We start from the raw sequence: 17417 nt of genomic DNA, 5'->3' as shown, positions 1-17417 counted from the left end.
GGCTGTGACCGACTGTGAGTGTCTCCGTGCGCCGAGGTCCGAGCATCGTGTGGCCGTAAGGCGGTTGAGCCGTGCGTGACTGCGGGGCTCGACGGTGCTCGGCGGTGTTCGACAAAACGGGTACGGCCGTACTAGAAGAGGGACGTGTCCATGCCCAGTTCCCGCGCCGACATCGGTGATGAGGCGCCCTCCCCCCTGCGCTACCGGCCGTTCGTGCTCATGCTGATCGCCTCGGCCGGCACTTTCAGCGGTTTCTCGCTGTTGCTTCCCGTCGTCCCGATGTGGGCCGTGGAACAGGGCGCAGGGCCGGTCATCGCGGGCGCCTCCACCGGCGTCTTCATGGCCAGCACCGTGTTGGTGCAGTTCGTCGTCCCCGCGTTCGTGCGATCGTTCGGCTACCGCGCGGGTCTGGTGCTGGGTGCCGCGCTGATCGGTCTGCCCGCGTCGTTACTGACGGTGTTCCCCTCCGCTGCCGCGATCCTCGGCCTGTCGTTCGTGCGGGGGTTGGGATTCGGCCTCATCACGGTGTGTGGCAGTGCCCTCGTCGCCGAGCTACTGCCCCGGGGATCGCTGGCGCGAGGCTCCGGGCTCTACGGCCTTGCGGCGGGAGCGCCGCAGCTCGTGGGCCTGCCGCTCGGGCCCGCCGTGGCCGAGAACTGGGGTTTCGTGCCCGTCTTCGTGCTCGCCACGGCATTGCCGGTGGTCGCGATCGTGCCGTTGCTGGGGCTGCCGCGTACATATCCGAGGACGGCGACATCCCGAACCGGGCTGCGCGGGGCCGCCGACGTGGTGACGGCCACGTGGCGGCCGTGGCTGCCCATGTTCGCCGTGTCCACGGGCTACGGCGCGTTGGCGACCTTCCTGCCCATCGTGCTCGCTCCGTCCGTGGCGACGATCGCGTTGCTCCTCACCCCCGGTACCGCGATGCTCGCCCGCTGGCTCGCCGGGCATTTCGGTGACCGCATAGCCGTTCCGGGCCGACTGTTGCTGCCCGCGCTCGCGGCGGGGGCGACGGGACTGCTGTTGTTCGGTCTCGTCGCCGAAAGCGATGGCTGGATGGTCGCGGCGGTGGTGGCCGTCGCGGTGTTCGGTGTCGGATTCGGTGCTGTGCAGAACGATGCGCTGGTGGTGATGTTCGCCCGTGCTCCCGCGGCCCAGGCCAGTGTCGCGTGGAACGTCGCCTACGACGCCGGACAGGGGATCGGCGCCGTCGCGGTGGGTGCGGTGATCTCGGCGACGACCGTCGGCGCCGGGTTCGGGCTGCTGGGTGTGGCGGCACTCACCGCGCTCCCCGTGGCCTGGAAGGCGGGCGGAAGAGGCAGGCGGGGCGATTAAGCTGAAAAGATGACCTCAGTCGTCATCCTCGACTACGGCTCCGGCAATCTCCGCTCCGCCGAACGCGCCGTGCGCCGCGCGGGCGCCGACGTGGAGGTGACCTCGGACCGCCGCGCCGCCCTGGAGGCCAACGGCCTCATCGTGCCGGGCGTGGGTGCTTTCGCCGCTTGCAGCGAGGGATTGCTGTCCGTGGGCGGTGACCGCATCATCGGCACCCGACTCGCGGGTGGCAGGCCCGTGCTGGGGATCTGCGTCGGCATGCAGATCCTGTTCGAGCGGGGTGTCGAGCACGGCGTGGAGGCCGAAGGGGTCGGTGAGTGGCCGGGCACGGTCGAACGGCTGAACGCCGACGTGCTGCCGCACATGGGTTGGAACACCGTGCGCGCGCCCGCCGACTCGGAGTTGTTCGCGGGGCTGGACGACGACACCCGGTTCTACTTCGTGCACTCCTATGCCGTGCGGCGCTGGGAGTTGCGGTCTGACCTGCCAGGTGTGACGCCGAAGGTGACGACGGCCCACCACGGTGAGGATTTCGTGGCCGCCGTGGAGAACGGGCCGCTGTGGGCCACACAGTTCCATCCGGAGAAGTCGGGCGACGCCGGGGCGCACGTCCTGCGCAACTGGGTGCGCACCCTCTGAACAGTGCCGCTGTATCCGGTTCTTATAGTGGCCGGGTGAGTTTCACACTACTTCCGGCCGTGGACGTGGCCGACGGACAGGCAGTGCGCTTGGTGCAGGGTGAGGCGGGGACCGAGACCTCCTACGGTTCCCCGCTGGAGGCGGCGCTGACCTGGCAGCGCGACGGCGCGGAATGGATCCATCTCGTGGACCTCGATGCCGCGTTCGGCAAGGGCTCCAACCGGGAGCTGTTGGCCGAGGTCGTCGGCAAGCTGGATGTGAACGTGGAACTGTCCGGCGGTATCCGGGACGACGAGTCCCTGGCCGCCGCACTCGCCACGGGGGCGCGCAGGATCAACCTCGGCACCGCCGCGCTGGAGGACCCCGAGTGGAGCGCGAAGGTGGTGTCCACCCACGGTGACCGGGTCGCCATCGGTCTCGACGTGCGCATCACCGAGGAGGGGCACCGGCTCGCGGCACGGGGCTGGACCAAGGACGGCGGCGACCTGTGGGAGGCGCTGGAGCGTCTCGACCGTGATGGCGCTCAGCGCTACGTCGTCACCGATGTCAGCAAGGACGGCACGTTGCGCGGACCAAACCTGGATTTGCTGCGTGAGGTGACGGCGCGCACCGACGCCGCTGTGATCGCCTCGGGCGGGGTGTCCAGCCTCGACGACCTGCGTGCGCTCGCCTCGCTGGAGCGTGACGGCGTGGAAGGGGCCATCGTCGGCAAGGCGCTGTACGCGGGCGCTTTCACGCTGCCGGAGGCTCTCGCGGCCGTGGCTCAGCACTGAACCACCCGCGAACCGTCCAGCGCTGAATTTCGCTGAGTCCCGTTCAGCTCGGGGCCCGCACCGCTTTCCCGCGAGGATCTAATCGGTCAATGCTCGGTCAATGCTATGGCGATCCCGACGGTGCGTTGCGGGCCTCCACGGAGACGGCTGAGCAGCATCGTCACCCTGCCCACGACACCGTAGCGGCGTGCGACCACCCGCCTGGCGTGTTCGCTGCCCGCGTCGTCGAGTACCCGTGCCTTGCCGGTGACGGTCGTGCCGTGGGTCTTCTTGCCGAGCATGTCGCACGCGGTGAGCTCCACCCGGGGGGTGTGCCGGATGCGTTTCACCTTCCCCGCGTCGCGTTCACTGAACACGAGCAGTTCGGCACCGTCTTGCGCGATCCACACCGGGGTCGCCACACCCGTTCCGTTCTTGCGGAAAGTCACCAGCGAGACGTACTTCTCGGCGTCCAGCCGCGCCAGTTCGGCCTCTTGGTCCATGATCGTCACCCCGCCGCGGCTTCCGGCTGCGGCGGGCTGTCGATGCCTCGCTGGTCGCCCGGGGGCGGTTCGCTGAGTCCGGTCTGGCCCCGCTGAAGCGTGGGCCCGCAGTCCCGTAACGGTGACACCCCGGCGCGTTGTTCGACCCACGCGGCTTCCCGGGCCGCGTAGTCGCGCAATTCGGTGAGCAGTTCGGGCGTGGGCACCGCGGACTTGCGGACCCAGTCCCCGTGCGGCTCTCCCTGGTAGATGTCGTAGTGGATCGGGTGGTAGTCGCGCTTCAGCCGCGGGTCCCAGCCGATGCTTGTGCCGCTGGTCCACGGTTCGCGGACGTGGATGAACGTGGGCTTGGCCTCCGTGTAGACGTATTCGGCCTGCGCTGCCCGGTCGCCGTTGCGGGCCATCTCCGCGAATCTCGAGTGGGTGAGACCGGCCATGTCGATCACCGTCAGCCGGCTGGTCATGGCCGTGCCGCCCAGGTCGGGGAGGAGCAGGCTGGCCTCTTCCAGCCCGAGGATGTCGGCGTAGCCGTTGAACACTCTGCCGAAGCGGTCGGCGACGTAGCAGGCGGTGATGTTCGGTCCCGTGCGGAAGTCGTCCGCGGCCTCGGCGAACGACACACCGGTCGGCACCAGGGTGGCGACCAGCGCAGTGGACAGCCAGGCGCGGGCGCGCACGGTCGTGGTGCGAAGTACCTCGATGACCGCGAACGTTCCCACCAGGGCGCCGAGCACCCAGATGGGTGTGGCGAACCGGTATTGGTGCATCCAGTCGGACTCCAGCACGGCGTAGGCGACTACCGCGAGACCGAGCGGAACCAGCATGGCCAGCAGCCCCGAACGCCACCACGAGGCCCTGGACAGGGCGACGCCGATCACCGCCACCAGCAGCAGCACCGCGAGCGCGCCCGCGTAGGAGACGAGCTCGCCGGGGCGGGTCATGTCCTGCAGCGTGGGCAGGTCCTGTGCCTTCGCGATCGAGGGACTGGACAGCAGCTCCCCGAAGGTGGCGAAGCGCCAGCCGAAGTAGGCGCCGACCGGAACGGCGAAGGCCATCGTGGATTCCACACACCGCCGCACGCTGAGTTTCAGCGTGGAGCGTCGCAGCAGAACCAGCAGCACGATCGGGTAGGTGCCCGCGTAGATGAGGCCCTCCGGCCTGGTGAGAGCCGCCAGCGCCGCGAGCCCACCCGCCGCGACGGCCACTTTGGTGGTGAGTAGCCGGTTGTCCAGCACGGCGCGGAACAGCAGTACCGCCTGTGAGGCGAGTACGAGGCCGTAGAGCGAGTTCTCCAGTCCTGAGAAACTCCAGATCACGAACGACGGGATGGCGGCGAGGGCGGCACCGAGGACGAGCGGCACCAGCCAGGGGCGCGGGAACACCTTGCGGGCGGCCAGGTAGCCGGCGGTGAGGATGCCCGCGCAGCACAGCAGGGCCAGCGCCTTGGGGAACAGCACGTAGTCCGGGATTCCGAAGATGCTGCCGTTGTCGAAGAGACCGACGAACTTGCCGAGGACCAGTAGGAGCAGCCACGTCGGGTTGGAGTAGCCCTCCACCGGCAGAGCGCCCGGCTGGACCACGGGGCCGAGGCCCTCGGCGAAACTGCGGGCGTAGGCGAACGTGATCGCCGCGTCGTCGATGAGCCAGTTGCCGTACAGCGACGCGTGCAATCCGATGAGCGCTGTTCCGGCGGACACCGAGACGATGGGGGCTAAACGGGCGCGTCGCGAAGACCCCGGGTGTGGGGTCGCGCCATCCCCCGGTTGTGGTTCGTGGACGGTCCGCACGTCCCCCACCGAGGCGAGTGTCATGTGCTCACCTTAGAGAGCGGTCGCATTCCCTCACGTTCGGGTCACGTCCTGTTTGTGACGAACACCCTGTGTCGTGGCGAGGTGAGTCCTGGTGAGTTCGTGGTGACCCGGCTGGTTAGGCTGAACGCATGTCCGTCGCGGTGAGAGTCATTCCCTGTCTCGACGTCGACGCGGGGCGTGTGGTCAAAGGGGTCAACTTCGCCGATCTCCGGGACGCGGGTGACCCTGTCGAACTCGCCCGGCTCTACGACGCCGAGGGCGCGGACGAACTCACGTTCCTCGATGTCACGGCGTCGTCGGGCGACCGGGAGACGACGTATGACGTCGTGCGCAAGACCGCCGAGCAGGTGTTCATTCCCCTCACGGTGGGGGGCGGCGTGCGCAGCACCGACGACGTCGACAGGTTGCTGCGAGCCGGTGCCGACAAAGTGAGCATCAACACGGCCGCCGTGGCGAGGCCGGAGTTGCTGCGCGAGGCCTCACGCCGGTTCGGCGCCCAGTGTGTGGTGCTGTCGGTGGACGCCCGGCGCGTGCCCGAGGGCGAGCGGCCGACGCCGTCCGGTTTCGAGGTCACCACTCACGGCGGACGTAAAGGCACCGGTATCGACGCCGTCGAGTGGGCCGCGCGTGCCGAGGAGCTCGGTGTCGGCGAGATCCTGCTGAACTCGATGGACGCCGACGGCACGAAGGCGGGTTTCGACCTGGAGCTGCTCGAACTCGTGCGGGCGGCGGTCCGGGTCCCGCTCATCGCCAGCGGTGGCGCCGGGGCGCTCGAGCACTTCCCGCCCGCCGTGCGGGCCGGTGCCGACGCCGTGCTGGCGGCCAGCGTCTTCCACTTCGGCGAGCTGAAGATCGGCGACGTGAAGGCCGTTCTGCGGAAGGAAGGCGTGGAGGTCCGGTGAGCGAACTGGATCCCGAGATCGCCCGGAGGCTCAAACGCACCCCGGACGGGTTGGTGTGCGCGGTGGTGGTGGAACACTCCACCTCGCAGGTGCTCATGGTGGCGTGGATGAACGACGAGGCGTTGCACCGCACGCTGACCACGCGGCGGGCGACGTATTTCTCGCGCAGTCGCGGCCGACTGTGGGTCAAGGGGGAGACGTCGGGGCACACCCAGTACGTGCGTGAGGTGCGGCTCGACTGCGATGCCGACACGCTGCTGGTGCGGGTGGACCAGACCGGCCCCGCCTGTCACACCGGTACCCACACCTGTTTCGACACCGACGAGAGGGTCCTGCTCGCCGACCCGGGTGTGTAGCCGCGACCGGCGTTCATCCGCGGCCCCGGTCCGTCTCAGCTCGTCTCGGTCCGTTTCAGTCCCGTTTCAGTTCGTCGCCTCACCGAGGTCGCCGGTGATATAGCGCTGCAGTGTCGGGGCGACCAGGGCCACGAGCGTGTCGACGCCGGCGGAGGCGACGGGTTCGATCCCGGCCACGTAACGGGCCATGCCGAGCCCGATGACCTGGGTGGCGCACAGAGAGGCGCGCAGGTCGGGGTGATCGCTGCCCGCCACCTGCGTGACGGCGGTGAAGAGCTGGTTCAGCAGCGTGTCCCGAAGCACGTCGAGTGCCTCCTCGTGCGAGGTGATGCTGCGCACGAGCGCGACGAACCTGTTGCCGCCCGCGCCGTCCCAGCTGGTGACGAACAGGCGCACGATGTTCTCCCCGAGACGTTCGGGGCCGTCGGCGGTGATGTCGGACACCAGGTCCCTGAAGTCGAACGGCACCTGCAACACGGCCTGGGCGAACAAGCCTTCCTTGCTCCCGAACCAGTGCTTGACCATCGCGGGGTCCAGGCCCGCGCGTCGTGCGATGGCCCGCACGGTGGCGCGGTGGTAACCGTGCTCGGCGAACACGGCGCGTGCGGCCTCCAAAAGCGCGGTCCTCGTGTCCTCACCCGCGGGACGCCGCCCCCGCCTGCGAGGCGGGGACTGCTCTGCGCTGCTTCCCTTCCCAGTCGTCACGTTCGCCATCATGTCCCACCACCGACCGTGTCCCTCGCCTTGCGGGGAAGAAAGCCCGGTGACGACGGCACTGTCGTCGGCGGCACAATGAATCCATGGTGACTGCCCAAACTCTCCCCACCGCGGCGCGCGGACTGGGCGAGGTCAGCCCGAGCCGTGAGGAATTCCGGGCACTCGCGCGGGACCGTCGCGTCATCCCTGTGGTGCGGCGGTTGCTCGCTGACGCGGACACGCCCGTGGCGCTGTACCGCAAGTTGGCGGGGGACCGTCCCGGCACCTTCCTGCTGGAATCGGCCGAGAACGGGCAGTCGTGGTCGCGTTGGTCGTTCATCGGGGTCGACAGTCCCGCGGCGTTGACCGTGCGGGACGGCCGCGCGGTGTGGACGGGCACCCCCGTGGCAGGACTGCCCACCGAGGGTGACCCGCTGACCGTTCTCCGGGAAACCGTCGCGACCCTGCACACCGAGCCGTTGCCCGGCATGCCGCCGCTCACGGGGGGCATGGTCGGTTACATCGGGTACGACGCCGTGCGCTGGTTGGAGTGTCTGCCCGAGTTGGCGGAACGTGACATCGACATCCCCGAGCTGACCATGCTGTTGGCCACCGACCTCGCCGCGTTCGATCACCACGAGGGCACGGTGACGCTCATCGCCAACGCGGTGAACTGGGACAACTCGCCCGAGCGGGTGGACGCCGCCTACGACGACGCGCAGGAACGGCTCGACGCGATGACCGAGCGGCTGGCCGCTTCCGCGCCCGCCACCAACGCGGTGTTCTCCCGGCCCGCGCCCGAGTTCACCCGTCAGCGCAGCAAAGAGGAATTCCACGAGGCCGTGCACAAGGCCGTGGAAGCCATCCAAGCGGGTGAGGCGTTCCAGATCGTGCCGTCCCAGCGGTTCGAGATGCGCACGCAGGCCGACGCGCTCGACGTCTACCGCGTGTTGCGCACGTCGAACCCGAGTCCGTACATGTACCTGCTGCGGCTGGACGGGTTCGACATCGTGGGCTCCAGCCCCGAGTCGCTCGTCACGGTGCGCGACGGGCGCGCCACCACGCACCCCATCGCGGGCACCCGGTGGCGGGGTGCCGATGCGGAGGAGGACGCGCAGCTGGCCAAGGACCTCCTCGCCGACGAGAAGGAACGTGCCGAGCACCTGATGCTGGTGGATCTCGGCCGTAACGACCTGGGCAAGGTGTGCCGCCCGGGCAGCGTGCGGGTGGTGGACTTCTTCGCCTTGGAGCGGTACAGCCACGTCATGCACCTGGTGTCGACGGTCACGGGCGAGTTGGCCGAGGACGCCACGGCGTTCGACGCGGTGCTGGCGTGCTTCCCCGCGGGCACGCTTTCGGGGGCCCCCAAGGTCCGGGCGATGGAACTCATCGAGGAACTCGAACCCACGCGCCGCGGTCTCTACGGCGGCATCGTGGGCTACCTGGACTTCGCGGGCGACGCCGACACCGCGATCGCCATCCGCACCGCGCTCATACGGGACGGCGTGGCCTACGTGCAGGCAGGAGGTGGTGTCGTGGCCGATTCCGAGGCCGACTACGAGGACAACGAATCCCTCAACAAGGCGAGGACCGTGCTGTCGGCCGTGGCCGCGGCGAACACCATGGTCCCCGCGAGGGCGGCCGAGTCCGGTGTCTGAGCCCGACAAGCGTCCACTGTGGATTGTCGTGGTGTTGTCGGTGCTCGCCGCGGCGGCCCTGTGGGGTGCTTCGACGCTCACGTGGATCGACGTGCCCGAGGGCACGGTGTTCAACGGCGAACTACGCGACGACCTGGCCGGCGACGACCTGGTGTCGTGGCCCGGTCCTCTCGCGTTGTTGGCGCTCGCGGCGGTGGCGGCGGTCCTCGCGTTGCGCGGTGTCGCCCGCCGGTTGTTGGGCGTCGTGCTCGTCGGGGTCGCGGTGTGGGTGGTGGTGCTCGTGCTGGGCGGTTCGGCTTACGACGTCGACCTGTCCGCAAGGGCGCCCGGATACGATTCGTTGCCAGGCTCGCCCACCAAGGTGTGGTGGGGGCCCGCTTCGGCGCTCGCCGGGGCGGCGTTGCTGGCGATATCCGGCGTGCTGCTCGGATGGCGCGGACACCGCATGCCCCGCATGGGTGCGAAGTACTCCGCACCGGGTGACAGGCGGGAGCGGGCGCGGTCCCGCGATTCCGACACCGACCTGTGGAACGCGCTCTCGGAGGGGGAGGACCCGACTACACGCGATCGTTGATGCCGGTGTTTATGCCTGGCGGACAAGGTGAAACACGACCCGAGGCCGATGCGGGACACTGCGCGGGTTAGCATCGAATCGGCGGGAAGGGGAAGGTTTTTGTGAGCCACCTTGCGAGTGAATCAGCAGCCGTCGTGACTCCCGGTAGGGCCGTCCGGTGAGCGTTCTGGAAGACATCATCGCTGACGTTCGTGCCGATCTCGCCGAGCGCGAGGCGGCATTGCCGTTCGACGAACTCAAGCGTCGTGCCGCCGCCGCACCCGAACCCAGGGATGCCATGGCGGCGTTGCAGGAATCCGGTATCGCCGTCATCGCTGAGGTGAAGCGTCGCAGTCCCTCCAAGGGGACACTGTCGACGATTCCCGATCCGGCGGCGCTGGCGAAGGACTACGAGGACGCCGGTGCACGAGTGATCAGTGTGCTCACCGAGCGTCACCGATTCGGCGGGTCGCTGGCCGACCTCGACGCCGTGCGGGCGGCGGTGGACGTGCCCCTGCTGCGCAAGGACTTCATCGTCAGTCCGTACCAGGTGCACGAGGCGCGACTGCACGGTGCCGACATGGTGCTGCTCATCGTGGCGGCCCTGGAGCAGAACGCCTTGGTGTCGTTGCTCGACCGGGTCGAATCGCTGGGCATGACCGCGTTGGTGGAAGTGCACAACGCCGAGGAGGCCGACCGTGCGCTCGAGGCGGGTGCGTCCGTCATCGGTATCAACGCGCGGAACCTGCACACGCTCGAAGTGGACAGGGACGTGTTCTCCCGGCTCGCCCCCGGACTTCCCATGGACGTCTACAAGGTGGCCGAGTCCGGAGTGCGGGGCCCCGGCGATCTGATGGCGTACGCGGGTCACGGTGCCGACGCGGTGCTGGTCGGTGAGGGTCTGGTCTCCTCCGAGGACCCCAAGGGGGCACTGGTCAAGCTGGTCACGGCGGGATCGCACCCCGCCTGCCCGAGGCCGAGTCGGTGAGCGCGATGAGTGTTGACCAGCAGCGCACCAAGCACGATCCCGACGAGCGCGGGCACTTCGGCCCCTACGGGGGGCGTTACCTGCCCGAGGCGCTGATGGGCGCGTTGGACGAACTCGCGGCCGAGTACGACAAGGCGAGGTCGGACCCCGAGTTCACGCAGGAGTTCGGACGGCTGCTCTCCGGGTACGCGGGCAGGCCGTCGCTGCTCACCGAGGCACCTCGGTTCGCCGAGCATGCGGGTGGTGCACGCATCTTCCTCAAGCGCGAGGACCTCAACCACACCGGTTCCCACAAGATCAACAATGTGCTCGGGCAGGCGCTGCTCACCAAGCGCATGGGCAAGACCCGCGTGATCGCCGAGACCGGTGCCGGCCAGCACGGGGTGGCCACCGCCACGGCGTGCGCGTTGCTCGACCTCGACTGTGTGATCTACATGGGCGAGGTCGACACGCAGCGGCAAGCGCTCAACGTCGCGAGGATGCGGCTGCTGGGTGCCGAGGTGGTCCCGGTACGGACCGGTTCGCGCACGCTGAAGGACGCCATCAACGAGGCGCTGCGTGATTGGGTGACTAATGTGGACACCACGCACTACCTGTTGGGAACGGCCGCGGGTGCGCACCCGTTCCCTCTCATGGTGCGTAACTTCCACAGGGCCATCGGAGAAGAGGCGCGCCGCCAGATCCTGGAGCTGACCGGTCGGCTGCCCGATGCTGTCGCCGCGTGCGTCGGCGGGGGTTCCAACGCCATCGGCATATTCCACGGTTTCCTCGACGATCCCGAGGTGAGGCTCGTCGGTTTGGAGCCCGGCGGAAAGGGGCTCGACAGCGGCGAGCACGGGGCTACCCTCACCCAGGGAAGTCCCGGAACGTTGCACGGCGCGCTGTCGTACCTGCTGCAGGACTCCGACGGCCAGACCATCGAGGCGTACTCGATCTCGGCGGGACTGGACTACCCGGGCGTGGGGCCTGAACACTCGTGGCTGAAGGACAGCGGCCGCGCCGAGTACCGGGCCGTCACCGACGCCGAGGCGATGGACGCGTTCCGACTACTGTCCCGCACCGAGGGCATTATTCCTGCCGTCGAGTCCGCCCACGCGCTCGCCGGTGCGTTGCAGCTGGGTAAGGAGCTCGGGCCGGACGCGCACATCGTCGTCAGTCTCTCAGGACGAGGCGACAAGGACGTGGACACCGCCGCCCGATACTTCAAGCTCGTGGAGGACGTGTGAGCAGGCTCGGCGAGCTGTTCGAGAAGACGAAAGCGGAGCAGCGGGCGGCGCTGGTGGCCTACCTGCCCGCCGGGTACCCGACAGTGGATGCCTCGAAGGAGCTGATGGCCGCGACGATCGACGCGGGCACCGATCTCGTCGAGGTGGGGGTGCCGTACTCGGACCCGGTGATGGACGGACCCACCATTCAGGCCGCGGCCGATACTGCGCTGCGCAACGGCTTCAAGCTCAAGCACCTGTTCGAGGTGGTGGAGTCGGTTTCCGAACGGGGCGGTAGGGCGGTCGTCATGACCTACTACAACCCCGTGTACCGCTACGGTGTCGACGCGTTCGCCCGCGACCTGGCATCGGCGGGCGGACTCGGGCTGATCACGCCGGACCTCACCCCGGACGAGGCGTCGGAGTGGCTGGCGGCGTCGACCGAGCACGGGCTCGACCGGATCTTCTTGGTGGCACCGTCGTCGTCCGACGACCGCATCGCGCTGACCACCAAGGCCACCACGGGCTTCGTCTACGCGACCGCGGTCATGGGTGTCACCGGAGCGCGGGATTCCGTGGGCGCCCACGCGGCCGAGCTGGTGCAGCGCACGCGGCAGCACACGGACTTGCCGGTGGGTGTCGGGTTGGGTGTGCGTTCCGGCGACCAGGCCGCCGAGGTGGCGGGGTTCGCCGACGCCGTGATCGTGGGCTCCGCCCTGGTGGCGAAGGCCGCCGACGGCACCGAACCACTCGCCGAACTCACGGCGGAACTGGCCGACGGAGTCCGTCGCCCGGCGCGGTGACGAAAGCGGAAAGCCCGGAACGTGGTCGTTCCGGGCGGGGCGCGAGGTGGGGCGCGCGACGTCGCGTTACGGTGACTTCGTGAATACCGCCTCAACCCTTTTCCTCGCCAACATTCCCAGCCCGGACAGGGGTGTCTGGCAGATCGGGCCCGTTCCGCTACGCGCCTACGCTCTGTGCATCATCGCGGGCATCGTCATCGCCATCTGGTGGGGCGATCGGCGTTGGGTGCGGCGCGGCGGAACGAAGGGCACCATCGTCGACATCGCCGTGTTCGCCGTGCCTTTCGGGTTGATCGGTGGGCGGCTGTATCACGTCATCACCGACAACCAGTTGTATTTCGGCGAGGGCAAGGACCCGCTGCGGGCGCTCTACATCTGGGACGGTGGTCTCGGCATCTGGGGTGCCATCGCGTTGGGGGCGGTGGGTGCGTGGATCGCGTGTCGCCGCATGGGCATCCCCCTGCCGGCGGTGGCGGACGCCGTCGCACCCGGGATCGTGGTGGCGCAGGCCGTCGGGCGCCTCGGCAACTACTTCAACCAGGAACTCTACGGCGGCCCCACCGATCTGCCGTGGGGGCTGGAGATCTACGAGCGCGTCGACCCGACCACGGGCTTGTTGGACCCGCTGAACGGTGTGGCGATCAGCGACACGCCCATTCAGGTGGTGCACCCGACGTTCCTCTACGAACTGCTGTGGAACCTCGGTGTGGCTCTGCTGGTCGTGTGGGCGGACCGTAAGTTCCGCCTCGGTCACGGCCGCGCGTTCGCCCTGTACGTCGCGGGCTACACGGCCGGTCGGTTCTGGATCGAGCTCATGCGCACGGACGAGGCCAACCACATCCTCGGCCTGCGGGTCAACGTCTGGACGTCGCTTCTGGTCTTCGCCGGTGCGGTGGCCTACTTCGTGCTCGCCCGTCGACGTGGGCCGAGGGAGGCACCGGAGACACTCGCGACTGACCCCGACGGCGCCACCGACAACGACGGTGGGCGCGGCGAGAACGGTGGTGCTGGCGAGGAGGGAAGGAATCCCACCGGCCGTGACGATGGTGTCGGCGGGGTCGGCGGTGAGGTCCCGCGCCGGAGCAGTCACTGACGCCGGTTCAGGACTCCCGGATGGGGGCTACCACCGGGTGGCCGGTGCTGGTGGTGAGCACTTCGACGTTCGCCGTGTAGTGCCGGCGAAGCCGGGAGGCCGTCAACACCTCGTGTCCAGGACCGGTCACGACCACACGGCCACCGTCGAGCAGTAACAGCGTGTCGGCGTACTGCGCGGCGAACGATAGGTCGTGCAGGGTGGTGACTACGGTCGTGCCGTCCTCGGTGCGGAGTTGGTCGAGGCGTTCCAGTAGTACTTGGGCGTGGCCGATGTCGAGGCCCGCCGTGGGTTCGTCGAGCAACAGCAGCCGCGTCCGCTGGGCGAGTACGCGGGCCAGGACGGCTCGTTGTTGTTCACCGCCGGACAGGGTGCCGAGTTTCCGTCCCGCGAGCTCGCCGAGTCCGAGCCGATCCAGCGACTGCCGCACCACATCGAGGTCGGCGGCGCCCTCCCGACCCAGGGGGCCCAGGTGCGGTGTGCGTCCCAGCAGCACGTAGTCGGTGACGGTCAGCCTCTCCGGCAGTACAGGGCTTTGTGCCGCGTAGCCGAGCAGTTCGGCACGCTGTTTGCGGTTCAGCGTGTCGGTGCTTTGACCGTGCAGCGTGATGGACCCGGTATGGGGGAGGAGCCCGGCGATGGCTTTCAGCAATGTGGACTTACCGGCTCCGTTGGGGCCGACGATCGCCAGCCAGCTGCCGGGCTCCAGTGCGGTGGACACGTCGTGCACCATCGGTGTGCCGTTGTAGGCGACGCCGACCTGGTCCAGCCGCAACGCCGTCACGGTGTGTGTCCTTTCGTCGTGCGCAGGACGAGGGCGAAAAACGGTGCCCCGGCGAATGCCGTGACCACTCCCAGAGGCAGTTCGCCGGGCATCGCCGTGCGGGCCACGTAGTCGGCGAGGATGAGGAACACGGCCCCGCCGATCAAAGACAGCGGCACGATCACGCGGTAGCTGGCACCGGCCAGCAATCGCACGATGTGCGGGACCACGATGCCCACGAAGCCGATGAGTCCGCTCACCGCCACGGCGGCCGCCGTGGCCAGCGATGCCGCGCCGAGCAGGACGAGCCGCAGCAGCCCCGGCCGCAGACCGAGGGAGGCTGCCTCGGCGTCACCGAGGGCGAGCACGTCGAGCAGTCGTGCACACGCGCACAGCACGATCGCCGCCACCGCCACGTACGGCAGGGCGAGCCACACGTCGATCCAGCCGCTGACGTTGAGCCCGCCGAGCGTCCACGTGTAGACCTGCTTGAGCGTGTCGGTGTTGAGTTGCTGCACGAACGTCTGAACGGCGGTGAGGAAAGCGGTGACGGCGACACCGGCCAGCAGCAACGTCCCGGTGCCGTGCCCGCCCGACGAACGCCCCAGCAGCCAGCTCAACCCCACGCCGCCGAGCGCGCCGGCGAAGGCCGCCAGAGGGACGGGGCCGATGAACCAGGCGGTCACCGCCGGGGCGAGCACCATCACCAGGGTGGCCGCCATACCCGCGCCCGCGGCTGCACCCAGAAGGTACGGGTCGGCCAGCGGGTTGCGGAACACTCCTTGAAACGCCGCGCCCGCCCCGGCGAGCGCGGCGCCCACGATGCCGGCGAGCAACACGCGGGGAACCCGCAATTCCCACACGATGGCGGCCTCACGTTCGGACAGTGGCGAGGTGGTGCCGGTGACCTGCGCGACGAGCTCGCCGAGGACCCGTTGCCAGCCCAGCTCGCCCGCACCGACCACGACGGCGAACCCGCACACGAGGACCAGGCATACCAGCCCGAGCACGACCGCGCCGGGTTTCAGGCGGGTGGTGACCTCGGGTTCCGCTCGTTGGCGTCGGCGCCGCACCGAGCTTTTCAGCATGATCAGGCGGCCTGCGACACGGCGTCGGCCACGGCCCGGACGAAGTCGACGATTCTCGGCACCCACCGTGACGCGATGTCGTCATCGAGCTCGATCACATGACCGTCCCGCACAGCGCTGAGGGTGTCCCAGCCGGGGCGTTCCGCCACGGTGTCGACGTTCTGGCCGCAGCATTGCGTGTCGGCGAGGAAGATCAGATCGGGATCGGCTTCGAGGATGCGTTCGGCCGACAGTTGGGGGTAGCCGCCGTGCGCGGACGGATCTCCCTGGTCGGCGATGTTGGTGAGGCCGAACAGGTCGTAGACCTGGCCGATGAAGGTCGCCGAGGTCACCGTGTAGAAGCTGGGGTCGAGCTCGTGGTAGTAGTCCAGGCCCTTGCCCGCCTCACCCACGTCGGCGACGAGTTTGTCGATCTCCTCCCGGGTCTGGCGGGCGAGGTCGGCGCCCGCCTGTACGTGTCCCGTGGCTTCGCCGAGGAGCTCGAACTGCGTGTACATGGTTTCGAGAGTCTCCGGCGCGGGCAGGACGAGGGTCGGGACGCCGGTCTTGTCCAATGCCTCGGCGAGTTTCCCGTCGGTGTCCGAATCGACGATCACCAGGTCGGGGTTGTGGCTCGCGATCTGCTCGGGGTCGGGGTTCAGCCCCGACAACGCGGTGCGGGGCGCCTCCTCGGGGACGGTGGACATCTCGTCCACCGCCACCACTTGGTCACCGGCCCCGACGGCGTACAACGTCTCGGTGGTGGCGGGTGACAGTGACACAATGCGCTCGGGACGCTTCTCCAACGTGACGGGGGGAGCGCCCTCGGGCTGCAACTCGACGGGGAAGTCACCGGTTTCCGTCGACTCCCGGGAGGTGTCCTCCTGGCGTTCCGCGCAGGCGGTGAGGGAAAGCACCAGCAGTAACGGAAGGAGCAGCAACCGCAACAACCGTCTGACAGGCAACATCGGACCTCGACTCCTCGGCCGGCGCGGGGGCCGCGCCGAGACCGTCGGGTGGTCGCGGACGCCGTACCTCTGCGCCGGAGGCGGTAGTGGCGTCGCGTGAACACGGGAGGCGACCTGGCTCGGACCCGTCATGAGCCCGGTCTCGGGCCGACTCCGGGCGTCATGACGGGTCCATCACAGTTGCGGCACAGCGCCGGATTCTCACCGGACTTCGCTCCCGCTCACGTCGAATGGCGACACTATCAGGTGAGCTGGGGGTGTATTCGACGGACATCACCGCGCAGAGTGAGCGTGGCCGCCCGTGTGCGCGGACGAGGTCGCTCGACCGGGGGGCGTTATCGGTCGCGGAGAGCCGCCTGCGCCACGCGCTCGTAGCCCTCGGTGAACGGGCGCGTGGCTTCCGCTCGAGCGCGGAGTGTCCGAGCGCTTCCCACACCCCCGACCACGGTGGCGATCAGCAGGACGAGGTCGAGCGAACCGACGAGGACGGCGGCGACACCTCCTTCGGTGAGGGGACGCCAGGCCGTGATGAGCAGCACCATCAGGGTCAGTCCGCATAAGGAGGCGAGAGCGCCGAATCGATAAGCTTTACGCATCAGCGCCTTGTGTCGGGCGCGGGTTTCCTCGAGAGCGGTCTCGGACAACGGGTCCACACCGAATTCGCGGGCTGCTTCGGCCGCGGCCCGGCGAGCGGCGGGATAGCGGCGTAATTCGGACAGCGACGGGCCGGTGATGAAATACGGGTCCTGGCGGTCCACGGCGGTGGTGCCGCGGCGACTGAGCACGAGTCGCACCGTGCCTTCCTCGCGCCGTACCTCGTGTATGCGCCATCCACGTGCCTCGACGATCTCCCGGCACTGCCGCCAGTGTGTGGTCGGTACGTCGCTGATGTCGAGGCGGGCGGTACCACCGAGGTCCGGCTGCAGCCGCCCCACGCGGGCGAGGAAGGCCGCGAACGGTCCGCCGGTGTTCTGGTCCACAGGTTCCCCGCTGTCCGTTTCGGAACCCGGCTGCGAGGTGGCGGGGCTCAGCCGACGCTGGAAGTTGAGTTGACGATCGTTGCGACCGGAGTAGCCGGTCCAGTCGAAGCCGAGTTCGTCGGCGAGCTCCCGAACCTTGTCGTCCTTCACGCCGATGCGGCTGCCGGACAGGATCGACGTGGCCCCGGTCGCGGTTTCGCCCTCCAACAGTTCCTGCTTGACCTGTTCGTAGCGCTTTTCGATCGGTGTCCGGAGCTGTTCCACTACATACGTTCCCGCGAGGACGAAGACGACCAGCACAAAGAAGCAGAGCAAGCCGGAGTAAATCCACAGCGCGGTATCCAC

Annotated in this window: 18 protein-coding genes and 1 riboswitch; of the genes, 11 read left to right on the top strand and 7 right to left on the bottom strand. The window is 68.8% G+C overall.

Features of this window, described 5'->3' with window-relative positions:
* The first annotated feature begins 150 nt into the window (after positions 1 to 150).
* Genes M7H19_RS15385 through priA form a run of 3 tightly spaced genes read left to right on the top strand, consistent with a single transcriptional unit; the run spans position 151 to position 2747 of the window.
* Complete coding sequence (locus M7H19_RS15385) at positions 151 to 1335, top strand: MFS transporter (protein ID WP_298181995.1); 1185 nt, start codon at positions 151 to 153, stop codon at positions 1333 to 1335.
* 9 nt (positions 1336 to 1344) lie between these two features.
* Positions 1345 to 1974: an imidazole glycerol phosphate synthase subunit HisH gene (gene hisH, locus M7H19_RS15380; RefSeq protein WP_298181993.1), complete on the top strand. Its 630-nt coding sequence runs from the start codon at positions 1345 to 1347 to the stop codon at positions 1972 to 1974.
* A gap of 35 nt (positions 1975 to 2009) precedes the next feature.
* Entirely contained in the window at positions 2010 to 2747 is a 738-nt protein-coding gene (gene priA / locus M7H19_RS15375; RefSeq protein ID WP_298181991.1) for a bifunctional 1-(5-phosphoribosyl)-5-((5-phosphoribosylamino)methylideneamino)imidazole-4-carboxamide isomerase/phosphoribosylanthranilate isomerase PriA, read from the top strand.
* Between the two features lie 86 nt (positions 2748 to 2833).
* On the opposite strand, the gene M7H19_RS15370 is transcribed toward priA, so the two are convergent.
* Both M7H19_RS15370 and M7H19_RS15365 read right to left on the bottom strand, forming a co-directional pair.
* Positions 2834 to 3229, bottom strand: coding sequence for a PPOX class F420-dependent oxidoreductase (locus M7H19_RS15370; RefSeq protein WP_298181989.1), 396 nt, complete (start codon positions 3227 to 3229; stop codon positions 2834 to 2836).
* 5 nt (positions 3230 to 3234) lie between these two features.
* Entirely contained in the window at positions 3235 to 5040 is a 1806-nt protein-coding gene (locus tag M7H19_RS15365; protein ID WP_298181987.1) for a hypothetical protein, read from the bottom strand.
* 128 nt (positions 5041 to 5168) lie between these two features.
* On the opposite strand from M7H19_RS15365, the gene hisF reads away from it, so the two are divergent.
* Both hisF and hisI read left to right on the top strand, forming a co-directional pair.
* A complete protein-coding gene (gene hisF / locus M7H19_RS15360; protein ID WP_298181984.1) occupies positions 5169 to 5942 on the top strand; it encodes an imidazole glycerol phosphate synthase subunit HisF in 774 nt (257 codons plus the stop codon).
* The gene (gene hisI / locus M7H19_RS15355; protein ID WP_298181982.1) at positions 5939 to 6298 is read left to right on the top strand and encodes a phosphoribosyl-AMP cyclohydrolase; all 360 of its coding nucleotides are present in this window, start codon (positions 5939 to 5941) and stop codon (positions 6296 to 6298) included. Before hisF ends, hisI begins: the two co-directional genes overlap by 4 nt.
* 66 nt (positions 6299 to 6364) lie before the next feature.
* On the opposite strand, the gene M7H19_RS15350 is transcribed toward hisI, so the two are convergent.
* Complete coding sequence (locus M7H19_RS15350) at positions 6365 to 7012, bottom strand: TetR family transcriptional regulator (RefSeq protein ID WP_298181980.1); 648 nt, start codon at positions 7010 to 7012, stop codon at positions 6365 to 6367.
* 86 nt (positions 7013 to 7098) lie between these two features.
* Here M7H19_RS15350 and M7H19_RS15345 point away from each other — a divergent pair, with 86 nt between their 5' ends.
* The 6 genes from M7H19_RS15345 (at position 7099) to lgt (ending at position 13294) form a co-directional block, all read left to right on the top strand.
* Positions 7099 to 8652, top strand: coding sequence for an anthranilate synthase component I (locus M7H19_RS15345; protein ID WP_298181978.1), 1554 nt, complete (start codon positions 7099 to 7101; stop codon positions 8650 to 8652).
* Positions 8645 to 9226: a Trp biosynthesis-associated membrane protein gene (locus M7H19_RS15340; RefSeq protein WP_298181976.1), complete on the top strand. Its 582-nt coding sequence runs from the start codon at positions 8645 to 8647 to the stop codon at positions 9224 to 9226. Before M7H19_RS15345 ends, M7H19_RS15340 begins: the two co-directional genes overlap by 8 nt.
* Positions 9227 to 9383: 157 nt before the next feature.
* Positions 9384 to 10193, top strand: a complete 810-nt coding sequence (gene trpC, locus M7H19_RS15335) for an indole-3-glycerol phosphate synthase TrpC (protein WP_298181974.1) — start codon at positions 9384 to 9386, stop codon at positions 10191 to 10193.
* Positions 10194 to 10198: 5 nt separating this feature from the next.
* On the top strand, positions 10199 to 11419 hold the full coding sequence (gene trpB / locus M7H19_RS15330) for a tryptophan synthase subunit beta (RefSeq protein WP_298181972.1): 1221 nt from the start codon (positions 10199 to 10201) through the stop codon (positions 11417 to 11419).
* The gene (gene trpA / locus M7H19_RS15325; RefSeq protein ID WP_298181970.1) at positions 11416 to 12201 is read left to right on the top strand and encodes a tryptophan synthase subunit alpha; all 786 of its coding nucleotides are present in this window, start codon (positions 11416 to 11418) and stop codon (positions 12199 to 12201) included. The genes trpB and trpA overlap by 4 nt, the downstream gene beginning before the upstream one ends.
* A 79-nt stretch (positions 12202 to 12280) precedes the next feature.
* Positions 12281 to 13294: a prolipoprotein diacylglyceryl transferase gene (lgt, locus tag M7H19_RS15320; RefSeq protein WP_298181968.1), complete on the top strand. Its 1014-nt coding sequence runs from the start codon at positions 12281 to 12283 to the stop codon at positions 13292 to 13294.
* Between the two features lie 7 nt (positions 13295 to 13301).
* Here lgt and M7H19_RS15315 read toward each other — a convergent pair whose 3' ends face one another.
* The 4 genes from M7H19_RS15315 to M7H19_RS15300 all read right to left on the bottom strand — a co-directional run bounded on the left by M7H19_RS15315 (position 13302) and on the right by M7H19_RS15300 (position 17417).
* Complete coding sequence (locus M7H19_RS15315) at positions 13302 to 14078, bottom strand: ABC transporter ATP-binding protein (protein ID WP_298181967.1); 777 nt, start codon at positions 14076 to 14078, stop codon at positions 13302 to 13304.
* The gene (locus M7H19_RS15310; protein WP_298181964.1) at positions 14075 to 15145 is read right to left on the bottom strand and encodes an iron ABC transporter permease; all 1071 of its coding nucleotides are present in this window, start codon (positions 15143 to 15145) and stop codon (positions 14075 to 14077) included. The genes M7H19_RS15315 and M7H19_RS15310 overlap by 4 nt, the downstream gene beginning before the upstream one ends.
* Positions 15146 to 15147: 2 nt before the next feature.
* Entirely contained in the window at positions 15148 to 16092 is a 945-nt protein-coding gene (locus tag M7H19_RS15305; RefSeq protein ID WP_298181962.1) for an ABC transporter substrate-binding protein, read from the bottom strand.
* Between the two features lie 113 nt (positions 16093 to 16205).
* Positions 16206 to 16302: riboswitch (cobalamin riboswitch) on the bottom strand.
* 125 nt (positions 16303 to 16427) lie between these two features.
* Complete coding sequence (locus M7H19_RS15300; protein ID WP_298181960.1) at positions 16428 to 17417, bottom strand: hypothetical protein; 990 nt, start codon at positions 17415 to 17417, stop codon at positions 16428 to 16430.

It is taken from the genome of Saccharomonospora sp., from assembly GCF_027317685.1.
Taxonomy (GTDB): domain Bacteria; phylum Actinomycetota; class Actinomycetes; order Mycobacteriales; family Pseudonocardiaceae; genus Saccharomonospora.
This window is presented reverse-complemented; position numbering and strand designations above follow the sequence as displayed.